12 protein-coding genes are annotated in these 12,328 nt (G+C 71.3%); 6 read left to right on the forward strand and 6 right to left on the reverse strand.

Annotation, left to right across the window (positions count from 1 at the left end; translation table 11 throughout):
* Positions 1 to 98 precede the first annotated feature (98 nt).
* Positions 99 to 683 (reverse strand): HNH endonuclease, encoded by a 585-nt coding sequence (locus VF092_21845; protein ID HEX6749951.1) that lies wholly within the window; start codon positions 681 to 683, stop codon positions 99 to 101.
* A 487-nt stretch (positions 684 to 1,170) separates the two neighbouring features.
* Here VF092_21845 and VF092_21850 point away from each other — a divergent pair, with 487 nt between their 5' ends.
* From VF092_21850 to VF092_21860, 3 genes are all read left to right on the forward strand, one after another.
* Positions 1,171 to 1,968: a carboxypeptidase regulatory-like domain-containing protein gene (locus VF092_21850; GenBank protein HEX6749952.1), complete on the forward strand. Its 798-nt coding sequence runs from the start codon at positions 1,171 to 1,173 to the stop codon at positions 1,966 to 1,968.
* Positions 1,969 to 2,073: 105 nt separating this feature from the next.
* Positions 2,074 to 2,874, forward strand: coding sequence for a hypothetical protein (locus VF092_21855; protein HEX6749953.1), 801 nt, complete (start codon positions 2,074 to 2,076; stop codon positions 2,872 to 2,874).
* Positions 2,875 to 3,415: 541 nt separating this feature from the next.
* Positions 3,416 to 3,889, forward strand: coding sequence for a hypothetical protein (locus VF092_21860; protein ID HEX6749954.1), 474 nt, complete (start codon positions 3,416 to 3,418; stop codon positions 3,887 to 3,889).
* A 295-nt stretch (positions 3,890 to 4,184) separates the two neighbouring features.
* Here the strand turns inward: VF092_21860 and priA are convergent, their stop codons facing one another.
* Positions 4,185 to 6,668, reverse strand: a complete 2,484-nt coding sequence (priA, locus tag VF092_21865) for a primosomal protein N' (GenBank protein ID HEX6749955.1) — start codon at positions 6,666 to 6,668, stop codon at positions 4,185 to 4,187.
* Positions 6,669 to 6,871: 203 nt separating this feature from the next.
* On the opposite strand from priA, the gene VF092_21870 reads away from it, so the two are divergent.
* From VF092_21870 to VF092_21880, 3 genes are all read left to right on the forward strand, one after another.
* Positions 6,872 to 7,051, forward strand: coding sequence for a hypothetical protein (locus VF092_21870; protein ID HEX6749956.1), 180 nt, complete (start codon positions 6,872 to 6,874; stop codon positions 7,049 to 7,051).
* Positions 7,052 to 7,102: 51 nt separating this feature from the next.
* Positions 7,103 to 7,300: a hypothetical protein gene (locus tag VF092_21875; protein HEX6749957.1), complete on the forward strand. Its 198-nt coding sequence runs from the start codon at positions 7,103 to 7,105 to the stop codon at positions 7,298 to 7,300.
* A 106-nt stretch (positions 7,301 to 7,406) separates the two neighbouring features.
* Positions 7,407 to 7,604, forward strand: coding sequence for a hypothetical protein (locus VF092_21880; protein HEX6749958.1), 198 nt, complete (start codon positions 7,407 to 7,409; stop codon positions 7,602 to 7,604).
* 78 nt (positions 7,605 to 7,682) lie between these two features.
* On the opposite strand, the gene VF092_21885 is transcribed toward VF092_21880, so the two are convergent.
* The 4 genes from VF092_21885 to VF092_21900 all read right to left on the reverse strand — a co-directional run bounded on the left by VF092_21885 (position 7,683) and on the right by VF092_21900 (position 12,161).
* Positions 7,683 to 8,714, reverse strand: coding sequence for a dipeptide epimerase (locus tag VF092_21885; protein HEX6749959.1), 1,032 nt, complete (start codon positions 8,712 to 8,714; stop codon positions 7,683 to 7,685).
* A 292-nt stretch (positions 8,715 to 9,006) separates the two neighbouring features.
* A complete protein-coding gene (locus VF092_21890; GenBank protein HEX6749960.1) occupies positions 9,007 to 9,795 on the reverse strand; it encodes a GvpL/GvpF family gas vesicle protein in 789 nt (262 codons plus the stop codon).
* Positions 9,792 to 11,012, reverse strand: coding sequence for a M24 family metallopeptidase (locus VF092_21895; GenBank protein HEX6749961.1), 1,221 nt, complete (start codon positions 11,010 to 11,012; stop codon positions 9,792 to 9,794). Before VF092_21895 ends, VF092_21890 begins: the two co-directional genes overlap by 4 nt.
* Before the next feature lie 306 nt (positions 11,013 to 11,318).
* Complete coding sequence (locus tag VF092_21900) at positions 11,319 to 12,161, reverse strand: methyltransferase domain-containing protein (GenBank protein ID HEX6749962.1); 843 nt, start codon at positions 12,159 to 12,161, stop codon at positions 11,319 to 11,321.
* Positions 12,162 to 12,328: the final 167 nt, after the last annotated feature.

Raw genomic sequence — 12,328 nt, forward strand, 5'->3', positions numbered from 1 at the left:
GAGTGCGTTGGATCCGAGCTGGTCCAACGCACTCGCGCACTTCCGCACTTCCGCACTAACGAAGAGGCGGGCCGCTCACCGAAGAGACGACCCGCCTGTCAGTTCACGAGGCTCACGTGCCGTTCGCCGTCGCCGTGGTGATGGTGGTGCCGGTGCTCGGCCTCGTGCTCGTGGCGGCGCAGCGCCTCGAGGATCTCCTCGCCGTAGAACATGGCGATGTACTTGGCCTGCACGTCGGTGACGCGGCGCACCGCCCACACCAGCTCCACGTAGTTGGGCTCGTGCGGATGCTTCATCAGGTGCATCCCGCACTCCTCCGGCAGATGGCTGGCCTTGCGGTTGTTGCAGGGCGAGCAGGCCGTGACCACGTTCTCCCAGGTGTTGTCCCCCCCGCGCGACATGGGGACCACGTGGTCGCGCGTGAGGAACTCGCGCCCGCGCAGTCCGCCGCGGTGCCGCCCGCAGTACTGGCAGCGGTAGCCGTCGCGCGCGAACAGGAAGGTGTTCGTGACCTGGCGGCGGAACCGGCGCGGCACGTGGATGAACCGCTTCAGCCGGATCACCAGCGGCGCGGCGATCTGGTCGCGCGCCGAGCGGAAGATCCGGGCGTCATCGGCCTCCAGCACCTCCGCCTTCCGGTCGATCACGAGCCGCAGGGCCCGCTCCACGGGAAGGATGGTCAACGGCTCGAAGGATGCGTTCAACGCCAGACACCCCATACGGATGCACCTCGTGGTCTCGGGTGGGTCGCCTGCCTCTTACGTCACCGGTGTCAGTGGGTCCACGGGATTCAAGCTTCGTGCGCGCGCACCCGTTCGCGTCCGCTTCCGTGCCACGATCGTGTCACGGCGCGGCCCCCGGCGGGCCGGGGACGGTGGGCTGGCGTGGGGGTGGGAGGCGCCGAAACCTGCGTATACGCATGAATTCTAGCCAGATCTGCCGCAAACGGTCAAGCTCCCGCACTACATCTTGTGTCAAGAGTCTCGCGCCCCACTTACCCGGATGCGTCCGTTCGTCCATCTTTCTCCCGCTCGCACGTTCTACGCACTCGGCCCGGGCCGTTGCAAGGGCGCCAAAATAGTTGGTCCCGGAGTTGCTGCATCAACCGCTGTGAGCGGGAGATCTCCCGCGTTTGCGACGATCCGCAGAAACCCTCCCCATCATCCTGCAATGCGATATTCCGCAATCACTTTCGCCGCATCGATGCTCGTTGCGCTGGCGCTTCCCGCCGCCGCGCAGCAGGAAACATCCGGAGGACAGCCTGTCCCCCAGCAGGGACGGGTGACGCTCACCGGCGTGGTGGTGGACGCCACCAACGGGCAGCCGCTGCGCGCCGCGCGGCTGCGCATCCCGGCCGCGCACGTGGACGTGTTCACCAACGAGGAGGGGCGCTTCTACGTCGAGGGCGTGCCGGCGGGCGAGTACGGCGTTTCCGTGTCGCTGCTGGGATACCGCCAGCTGGCGCAGATCTGGACGGTGGCCGACGACGAGGCGGAGCCGCAGGTGTCCCTTCAGCCCAACCCCATCCTGCTGCGCGCGATCAACGTGACCACCGGCCGGCTGGAGCGGCGGGTGCGGGCGAGCGGCGCGAACGCGATGGCGTTCAGCCGCGACTTCCTGGTGGCGTCGAACGACCGCGACGCCGCCATCTTCGTCCGCAACATGGCGCACGTGCAGCCGGTGCCCTGCGCCACCTTCGCCACGGCGGGCGCGGACCTGAACTGCCTGCGGGTGCGCGGCGTGGCCACCGTGCCGTGCGTGCTGATCAACGACACGCCGTCGAGCTGGGGCGAGCTGGCGATGTACCGCCCGCGCGAGTTGTACCGCGTGGAGGTGTACAAGGGCGGGCAGGCGATCCTGGCGTACACCACGACGTTCGCCGAGGACATCGCCCTGCGCGGCTACAACCCGCCGCCCATCGAGTCGCAGGTGCAGATGTACTGCCGCCGCTCGGCCACGCTGAACTGATCCCCCGGCCAGACGAATCCGGGGCCGCGCCATCTCCCGCGGCCCCGGTGATCCGCCGGTCTCCCCATCCCGCATCCATCTCCCCTCCAGCCCGCCTCCCCTCGAATGACGCGCCCGCTCCTCTCCGCCGCCGCGCTGGCTTTGCTCGCCGCATCCCCCGCGCTGGCGCAGCGCGACTCGGCCGCGTCGGCCCTCGAAGGCGGCGTGGTGGTCCTGTCCGGCCGCGTGGTGGACGCGGGCACGGGCCGGCCGCTGCGCGCCGCGCGCGTCGGCGTAACGACGGCGGGGGCCGTGGCGTTCACCGACTCGCTCGGCGGCTTCTCCATTCCCGTGCCCGCGGGCGCGCACAGCGCGTTCGTGGGGCGGCCCGGCTACATGGCCATGGAAGGGAAGCTGACGGTGGCCGCGGGAGACGCGCCGCGCACCATCCGCCTGCCGGTCGATTCGGCGATGATGGCGGCGCTGCACCAGCAGGACGTGCGCCTTGCGCGCCGTGCCCGCGCCTCGGGCACCACGCCGCAGCTCTGGGAGCGCGACGCGCTGGTGGCCAGCGACTCGCCGAACGTCGCGCAGTTCCTGCTGGCCAGCGCGCGCATGGGGTGGACGCTCTGCGGCGGCGCCGTGCGCCGATCGCGCACGAGGGAGTACGTCGAAACGCCGATGCCCCCCAACGTGCCCGCGTGCGTGCGCACAGCGCGCCCCGGCGGCCTCTGCGTGATCGTGGACGAGCAGCGGTCGAGCATGTACCAGCTCACCACGCTCGACCCGAGGGAGCTCTATCGGCTGGAGGCGTATCGCCGCGCCGGCATCATAGTCGGCTACTCCACGCGCTTCGTGGAGTGGCTGGCGCGCCGGGGACGGATGCTGCCGCCGCTGGAGGGCCTGGTGCGCAACCTGTGCGGATGATCCTCACGCTCATCCCCAATCCCGGAAACACCAGGTCTCACGCAGAGCAGCAGGGGTAGCAGGGGAAAGTTCTCCGCTGCCTCTGCTGCTCGCGTAAGACAAATCTTTTTCCGGATTCGGAGTGATACCGGTTGCTGCAATTGATTGTGCATTCAGATCGGATGTCGTTCCGAGCGGCGCCGCTGCTCCGAACCTTCAATCGCGCCGATACCGGGCGGCGCCCGAATCTGTGGCATGCGTCCGAGCGACAGGCGGCCTGTGGCTCGGGAGCCGGCCACAGATTCCTCAGGCGCCACGGCTTTGCGTGGAGGACAGGCCGGCGCAGCGCCTTCGGAATGACATTGCACAGTTGATCCTGAGACTCGGTATGAGACTTTCTGTTCTCCGATTCTGGATCGGGCTGCGGGTCCGCCCCGCGCATCCCATCTCATCTACCGAAATCCGATTCAATCCCTCCGGCGTAGACACGGTGTCGCGGGCGCGGCACCCGCGGCGCGAAGACCCTCCCGTGCCGCCATCCGAACCGATCCGGAGGACACCGATGATCCGCAAGCTGATCGCCGCCGCGGTGGTGGCGGCCCTGGCCCCGTCGTTCGCGCACGCGCAGCAGACCGCCGGCGCCGCGGCCAACCCGCAGATGCAGCAGTCGCCGGGCGTGCTGATCGTATCCCTGCAGAAGTGCCACTTCGTGGGGATGGAGGAGCTGGACCAGTGGTGGCGCACCAACGCCGCGCCGATCCTGAACCAGTTCGTGCGCGAGAACAAGCTGCAGGCGTGGGGGATCTTCGAGCACGCGTGGGGCGACGAGTGGAACTGGGGGATCTACTACGTGGCGCCCGACTTCCCGACCTTCCACGCCACGTTCGACCGGTTCTTCACCACGCTGCGCCAGCGCCAGCCGCAGTTCATGCAGACCTTCGAGCAGCACTGCACCGAGCACAAGGACAACCTGTACGAGCTAGCGATGACGGAGACGACCACCGGCGGGGGGATGGCGGCGCCGGCCCGGCCGTAGATCGCGAAGTGCTGAGTGCTGAGTGCTGAGTGCTGAGTGCTGAGTGCTGAGTGCGGGGCTCGTCGAAAGCGACGGGCCCCGCACGCGCGATGCAGCACCCGCGCTGAGTTCTCCCCTCCCCTGCGCAGCGGGGGAGGGGCCGGGGGAGGGGGCCATCCCGCGGCCACACAAACTCACGCCGTCCGAATGGATGTTCTCACCCCTACCTCTCCCGGTACGGGAGAGGTGGCGAGCCCCAGCGAGCCGGAGAGGGCGCGATGCGGCGTCGCGACGATCCAGGCGGCGCGCCCGGCTGCTACAGCAGCTGCACCGGATCCCGGTCGAGGATGACGCGGATGTCGGCGGACCGGGGGCTCTTCGGCCGCCAGCGCTCCCAGAAGTAGCGCGACACCTTCCCCAGCGTGTCCGCGTGGGTCGAGCGGAGGAGGAAGTGCCACCGCCACCGCCCGCGGATGCGGTCGATCGGGCACGGCGCCGGGCCCGTCAGCGTCACGTCGCGCACGCGGCGCTGCTCCAGCAGGCCGAGCACCCAGTCGCCCGCGGCCGTCGCCGCCTCCTGCGTGGGCGTCTCCTCCAGCCCGCTGATCACCACGTTGACCAGGCGCGTGAAGGGCGGGTAGCGCGGCTCGCGGCGCGTCTCCATCTCCTTCTCCGCGAAGCGCTCGAAGTCGTGCTCGGTGGCCGCCTCCACCGCGTAGTGGTTGGGGAGCGCGGTCTGGATGATCACTTCGCCACCCTTGGGGCCACGGCCCGCGCGCCCGGCGACCTGCGTCATCAGCTGGAAGGTGCGCTCGGTGGCACGAAAGTCAGGGAGATTGATCCCGACGTCGGCGTTGATCACCCCCACCAGCGTCACGTTGGGGAAATCGAGCCCCTTCGCGATCATCTGCGTGCCCATCAGGATGTCGACCTCGCGGCGCTCCACGCGGCCCAGGATCTCGTGGTGGCTCCACTTTCCGCTCGTCGTATCCACGTCCATCCGCGCGATCCGCGCGCTGGGGAAGGTCTCCGCCACCGTCCTTTCCACCTGCTCGGTGCCCACGCCGCGGAAGCTCAGGTCCTTCGAGCCGCACGCGGGGCAGTGGCTGGGCGCCTGCTCCTCGTGCAGGCAGTAGTGGCAGGTCAGCCGCGCGCGGCGGCGGTGGAAGGTGAGCGAGACGTTGCAGTTGGGGCACTGCCACACCATCCCGCACTCGCGGCACTGCACGAAGTTGGCGTAGCCGCGCCGGTTCAGCAGCAGGATGGTCTGCTCGCCGCGCCCGAAGCGCTGGCCGACCGCATCCACCAGCAGGTCGGAGAGGATCACGGGCCCGCGCTCCTGCACGGGTCCGCTCGTCTCGCGCTGGCGCTTGCGCTCGGCGCGCAGGTCGACGATGCGGATGGGCGGCATCGGCTGGCCGCCTACCCGCTCGGGGAGTTCCAGCAGCGTGTACTTCCCCGCCTGCGCGTTCGCCCAGCTCTCCAGCGAGGGGGTGGCGGAGCCCAGGACGCAGACGGCGCCCTCGATGAGCGCGCGGACGACCGCCACCTCGCGCGCGTGGTAGCGCGGCGCCTCGCCCTGCTTGTACGAGCTCTCGTGCTCCTCGTCCACCACGATGGCGCCCAGGTCGGGGAGCGGGGCGAAGATGGCCGAGCGCGCACCGACCACGATCCGCTTCTCCCCCGACCGCAGACTGCGCCATTCGTCGTAGCGCTCGCCGTCGGACAGCGCGGAGTGGAGCACGGCCACGCGGTCGCCGAAGACGGCCTTGAAGCGCCCCACCGTCTGCGGCGTCAGCGCGATCTCGGGGACGAGCACGATGGCCGTCTTCCCCTGCCGCTCCACGATCTCCCGCAGCAGCTCGATGTAGACCAGCGTCTTCCCCGAGCCGGTGACGCCGCGCAGCAGGAAGGTCCCCGGCCGGCGCGTCCGCGTGGCCGCGACCAGCGTGCGGATGACGTTGGCCTGCGCGGGCGTGGGGCGGTGCGGCGGCGCGGCGGAGGCCTCCACGCCGGCGTAGGGGTCGCGCGCCACCTCCTCCTCGGCGATGTCGGCCACCTCCTTCTTCACCAGCGCGTTCAGGATCTCACGCGAGAAGCCGAGCTCGTTCACCAGGTGGGGGACGTCGGCCGCGCCGCCCATGGCCTCCACCGTCTCGAACGCCTCGCGCTGGCGCGGCGTGCGCGCGAAGATGCGGTCACGCTCGAGCAGGCTGGGCAGCTCGCGCACGCGCAGCACGCGGACGGTGCGCACCGGCGGCTCCACGCGCGGGCCCTCCGTCATCACCCGCACCAGCCCGATCTCCTCCAGCCGGCGAATGGTCGGCCACCACACGCGGTCGCCCAGTTCGCGGCGGAGGCGCTGCATCGGCTGCGGGCCCTCTCTCCCGCGCAGCCACTCGACCAGCTTCAGCTCCTGCTGGGTCACGTCGCGCCCGGGTGCTCCGTCCCGCGTCAGCTCCAGGTAGTCGGTCGACGAGTCCGTCAGCCCGGCGGGGAGCGCGGTGCGGATCACCTGCCCCAGCGGCGCCAGGTAGTAGTCGGCGATCCAGCGGCAGAGGCGCAGCACCGAGGGCGTGGCGCTGGGCGACGCGTCGAGCACGCCCAGCAGCGGCTTCACCTTCTCGGGGTCGGAGACGGAGGCGTCGTCGGCGATCCGGTCAATCCACCCGATGCGCTCGCGGTTGGCGAACGGCACCAGCACGCGCGCCCCAGGCCGCGCCTGCGCGCGCAGGGCGTCGGGCACGCGGTAGGTGAACGGCCGCGGCAGCGGCAGCGGGAGCGCGACGTCTACGTACAACTGTCGGGAGACAGGGGACAGGGGAAAGGGAACAGCGGGCGGAAAGGTAACAGCGCGGGCAAGACGGCGCGGCGGAGACTGGAACAGGCGAGGCGGGGGCGATGGCGTCGCGGGAGTTGCGGCTCACTCTTTGCGACGTAATATTCTGTATCCCCGCCCATACATCCGGCGGGGAGGCACCCCCTCATTTCTGGAGGAATACGATGGAACGCAAGCTGTCGCTCGATCCGGACGCCCTCGCGGTCGATTCGTTCCCCACGGAGCGGACGGCCGCATCCCTGAACGCCACCGCGAACCGCCACGCGCTCGGGCTGACGCTCACCACGTGTGACCCGAACGGCGCGTGCCACACCCGCAACACCTGCACGACGAACCTCTGCTGAAGCCGGGGCGGAGATCGTCATCACCCCCAACACGCCGTCGTGGAGGGTAAGATGAAACACAAGCTCACGCTGGATGTCGACACGCTCGCCGTCGCCTCGTTCGAGGCAGGCGGCGGCGCCGAAGCGCGCGGGACGGTGAACGCGCGGGAGGAGAAGGAGCGCCCCTGCCCGTGGTCGGAACCCTTCTCGTGCCCGGCCACGGTGCACACCTGCGCCTCGTTCGACGTTTCCTGCCGAGTGGCAGGCTGAGGCGCGCACAAGAACAGGGCGGCCGCCGAGACGCGGGGCCGCCCCTTGCGCGGCCGTGCCCGATCGTCGGGCCGGCACGCGGCCACCCCGAACCAGGGAGGAATCCATGCCTCGCAAGCTCACGCTGAACCCGGAAACGCTGTCGATCGAGTCATTCGAGCCCGGAGATGCCGCGGACGCGCAGGGGACCGTCGAGGCGTACGACGCGAAGATCCCGTGCGTGATCTCGGGAAGCATCAGGTTCTCGTGTCCCAACACGTGGGACTGCTCCGGCAATCCCTGCGTGACGGGTGCTGGCTGCTGAGCCTCGCCATCGGGAGACGAAACGAGGCGGCCGCTCGCTCGCGGCCGCCTCGTCTGCGTCTGGCCGGCGCGGGCGCCGCTACGCCCGGGTGACGCCCAGGCCGGGGTCGTCGTTGAAGCGGAGGGTGCCGTCGCCCTCCAGGCCGGGGCCGTAGAAGGGATCGCTCGCCAGGAGGGCGGCGCCGTCGAGGTCGGCGTAGTCCACCAGCGGCGTCAGCTGCACCGCCGCGGCGATGCCGACCGACGACTCGATCATGCAGCCGATCATCACGCTCATCCCGTGCGCGCGGGCCGCGTGGACGATGCGGATGGCCTCGCGCAGGCTTCCGCACTTGGCGAGCTTGATGTTCACGCCGTCGACCGCGCCGGCGAGCTTCGCCACGTCCGCCGCCACCTCGCAGCTCTCGTCGGCGATGATGGGGAGGCGCGAGCGGCGGCGGACCAGCTTCAATCCCTCGAGATCCTCCGGCGGGAGCGGCTGCTCCACGAACTCCACCCCGTACTCCTCCAGCATGGGGATGCGGCGGATCGCCTCCTTCGCGGACCACGCCGTGTTCGCGTCCACGCGGATCGTCTTCTCCGGCGCCTCGTCGCGGATCATCTGCAGCACCTCGCGGTCGCGCGGGGTGCCCACCTTGAGCTTGAGGATCGGGTAACCGGCCGCCTCGCGCACCTTCTGCCGCATCACCTCCGGCTCGTCGATGCCGATGGTGAAGGACGAGCGCGGCGCCGCGGCGGGGTCCAATCCCCACAATCTCCAGAGCGGGACGCCGAGCTTCTTCCCCACCCAGTCGTGCAGCGCCATGGAGACGGCCACGCGCGCCGCGGGATTGCGGCCGATGGAGTGCTCCAGCGCGCGCTCGATCCGCTCCAGCGCGAACAGGTCGCCGTCCGCCGCGCGCGCGGCCACGGCGGAGAGGTGCGGCATCAGCGCCGTCACCGTCTCCGCCGTCTCGCCGTAGTAGGGCGTGGCGGGCGCCTCGCCCCACCCTTCGACGTCGTCGTGCTCGATCCGTACGAGCACGGAGCGGCGCGTCCGCGGCGCCGCCTCGCGCGCGATGTTGAACGCGTGCTTCGTGGGGAGGTCGATGGTCTCGAAGGTGAGCTTCATCCGACGGAGTGCTGAGTGCTGAGTGGGTTCGGCGCGGGGACGAGGTGTAGCGCGTCGCGCCTGCCTCGCCGCCCTCTCCCTGGCGCTTCGCGCCTGTCCCTCCCCCAAAACCGACTGGGGGAGGGACGGGCTCGCTGCGCTCGTGACGCGCGGACGAGAATCCACACCCTCTCCCGTTATCGGGAGAGGGCGAGCCTCTAAGGCGCGGGGTGAGGGCGGCCGGCGCCGCGCCGGCGGCCGCTCTCCGCACAGATCCCTTTCCGCCGGACCTCTGCCCCCTATCTCCTGTCCCCTACTTCGGGCGGCCCGGCGGCGCGGGCTCCGTCATCGGTGGGGGGGTGAGCATGGAGACGAAGTCGTAGGGCGGCCATGGGCCGGTGAGGTCCAGCTCCAGCGCGGAGTTCAGCGCGGAGAGCTGGTCCACCCGGTCGCGGAAGGCCTCGGACGCGCCGCGCTCGACCAGGAAGGCGGCGCTCAGCACGCGCGTCTGGTCGCGCGGGAAGGGCACCGCCGCGCGCGACAGGCGCCGCAGCTCGGCGTAGATGTGCGTGGCCAGGTCCAGCGCCTTGTTCTCGGGGAACGCGCTGTCCGCCAGCGCGACGTGCAGCCGGTACTCCCACCGCCCGCGCACCCGCGCCAGCGCGCCGCGCAGCGCCGTGTAGCTGTCGGCCAGGAACGCCAGCAGCTCGCCCTCGCCGGGGAAGACGACGCCCGCCGGCGCGGGGACCACGTCGCCCGACAGCAGCGCGCGGTGCACCTCCCAGTGGCGCGCGGTCACGTGCAGCGGGTCGCGGTCCGCGCCCTCCGGCGGCGCGGGGGCGACCAGCGCCGCCACGTCGTCGTGGAGGACGAGCCGCGCGCCGAGCCTGGGGTCGACCGGGTCCCACACGGGGTCGTCCAGGTCGCCCGGGAGCACGGCCAGCAGCGCCAGCCCGCGCGGAGGGCGTCGGCGGTCGGGGCGGCCGCCGTTCTGCGCCGCGGGCGCCTCCACCGGCCCGTCGTCGATGCGCGGCGGGCGGGCGCGTCCCGCGGGCGGGGACTCGGACAGGGGCGGCGGCACGGGGGGGCGGTCGTCGCTCACGCGAAGGGGTTCTCCCGGAAGAGCGGATAGATGGCGCGCTGCGGATCGGGCGTGGTGACCTCGGGGCCGTCCGCGCCCATGTACATGTCCAGCTCGGTGCGGAATCCCACGTCGCCGGGGATGTAGATCCCGGGCTCGACGGAGAAGCCCACGCCGCGGATCAGCGTGCGCGTGTCCTTGGTCTCCAGGTTGTCGATGTTCGGCCCGGAGCCGTGCAGCTCGCGGTCGATGGAGTGCCCGGTGCGGTGGATGAAGTACTGCCCGTAGCCGCCGCGCTCGATCACCCCGCGCGCCACGTCGTCCACCTCGAAGCCGCGCACCGCCTCGCCGGCCGCGCTGCGCCGCGTCACGTGCTCGACCGCGGCGTCTCGCGCCTCGGCCAGCAGGCGGAAGATCTGCGCCAGGCGCTCCGGCACCTCGTCGCCCAGGTACCCCATCCACGTCTGGTCGGCGTAGACGGCGTCGTCGTTCTCCTTCCCCCACAGGTCGATCAGCACCAGGTCACCGGGCTTCATCACCGCGTGGCTCTCGGCGCTGGCGGCGTAGTGGGGATTGGCGGCGTTCGCGTTCACGGCGACGTCGGAGTCCGCGCCGACCTTGAGTCCGCGACGGTCGAAATCGGCCGCGATCCAGCCGCGGACGTCCCATTCGGTGACGCGCTCGCCCGCGCGGACGGCGTCGGCGATGCGGCGGAAGGCGTCGTGCGCGGCCTCGTAGACGTGGATGGCGGCGCGGCGGTGGCTGGCCTCGCCCTCGGGCGTCCAGCGCGAGTAGAAGGTGCTCACCAGGTCGCCCGAGGAGACGACGGCGGCGCCGGCGCCGCGCACCATCTCGAGCACGCCGGCGGGGGTCTTGTCCACGTACGGCACCCCGTCGCCCTCGGCGTACTCCATCGCCACCTTCGGCTGGCCGCGGAGGACGTCGGCCAGCGCGGCGTCGAGCTCGCGCCAGCTGGAGTACTCGAGCTTGCGGCCGCGCCAGGTGCTCCACGGCTGCTGCTCGATGCGATGGGTGATGGCGGTGGGCTCGCCGTCGGTGGGGAGATAGACGAAGTAGCGGCGGGTGAGCGCCGGGATCCCCAGCACCTTCGAGGCAATGTCATTGCCGCCGCGGAAGTTGAACAGGAGCCACCCGTCCAGCCCGCGCGCGCGCAGCTCGCCGCGCACCTGCTCGATGGTGTCGGGGGTGAGGGAGACGGTTTCGGAGGTGATGGCCATATCTACCGAAGTGCTGGGTGCTGAGTGCTGAGTTGATTCGGCTCGGGGCCGGGTTTCGGTGCGTCGCGCCGGCTCCGTGGCCCTCTCCCTGGCGCTTCGCGCCTGTCCCTCCCCCAAAACCGACTGGGGGAGGGACGGGCTCGCTGCGCTCGTGACGCTTGGGGCGAGGCCCTGCTCGGAAGCCTCACCCTCTCCCGTTATCGGGAGAGGGCGAGCGCTCCAAGGCGCGGGGTGAGGGTGGCCCGCGCGGCGCCGGCCGACGCTCTCCGCGCAGATCCTTCCCGCCGGACCCCTGTCTCCTGTCCCCTACGTCTCCTGCGACCAGCGGGTGCCCTTGATCATCGTCAGGCCCAGGACGCGCTCGCGGGTGAGGAGGCGGTGGATCTCGCGCTCGCGCACCAGCGCGCCGCGCACGCCCCGCCATCCCCACCGCTTCAGCGCCCGCCGCAGGATGCCGACCTTCTCGCGGAAGGTGAACATCTCCGCGAAGTCGGGGAACGGCCCGCCCGCCGCCGGGCGGAAGGGCGACGGCGCGTCGGACCAGTCCTCCACCGTCAGCTCCACCACGCCGGCGTCGCGCAGGAGCTGCTTCCACTCCACCAGGATCATCGGCCGCGCGCCGAGGTGCGCCACCAGCACCTCGCGGCGCGCCGGGTCGACGTTGCCGGTCCAGATCAGCTGCACCAGCACCACGCACCCGAACGGCTTGGTCACGCGCGCCAGCTCGCCCACCGCGCGCGCCGGGTCGGCCGACGACGCCAGCCCCAGCTCGCCGATGGCCACGTCGAAGATCCCGTCGCGGTAGGGCAGGTCGTCGAGCTGCGCGGTCTCGAACGTCACCCGCGCGTCCAGCCCCTCGTCGCGCGCGCGGCGCTGCGCCTCGCGCACCAGCGCGGGGTCGGGATCGACTCCGACGCATCCCACGTCGTACTGCTGCGCCAGGAACGACGTGGTCACGCCGCGGCCGCAGGCGCAGTCCAGCACCTCCATCCCCTCGTGCATCTCCACCAGCGTGCCGATGCGGCGGTACAGCGCCTGGCCGCCGGGCGGAAACACGACCTCGCGGCTCAGCCGCACCAGGTCCAGCATCGACGGGCCGGACTCGCGGTCGGGCGGCAGGTGGAACGCGTCCGGGGCGGGCGAGGGCATGGAGATGGAGTATACGAGCGGCGGCAGGCGGGCGCGAGAGACCGCGCACGGTAACGATTCGCACGTACCCCTTGCGGGGCCCGTCCGCCGCGTGCACCTTCATCCCCGGCTAATCTTCCGAGACCATCTGTAGGGGCGTCGCCCACGCGGGGCGGCGGTGCACGTGT

Source organism: Longimicrobium sp. (genome assembly GCA_036377595.1).
In the GTDB taxonomy this organism is placed as follows: domain Bacteria; phylum Gemmatimonadota; class Gemmatimonadetes; order Longimicrobiales; family Longimicrobiaceae; genus Longimicrobium.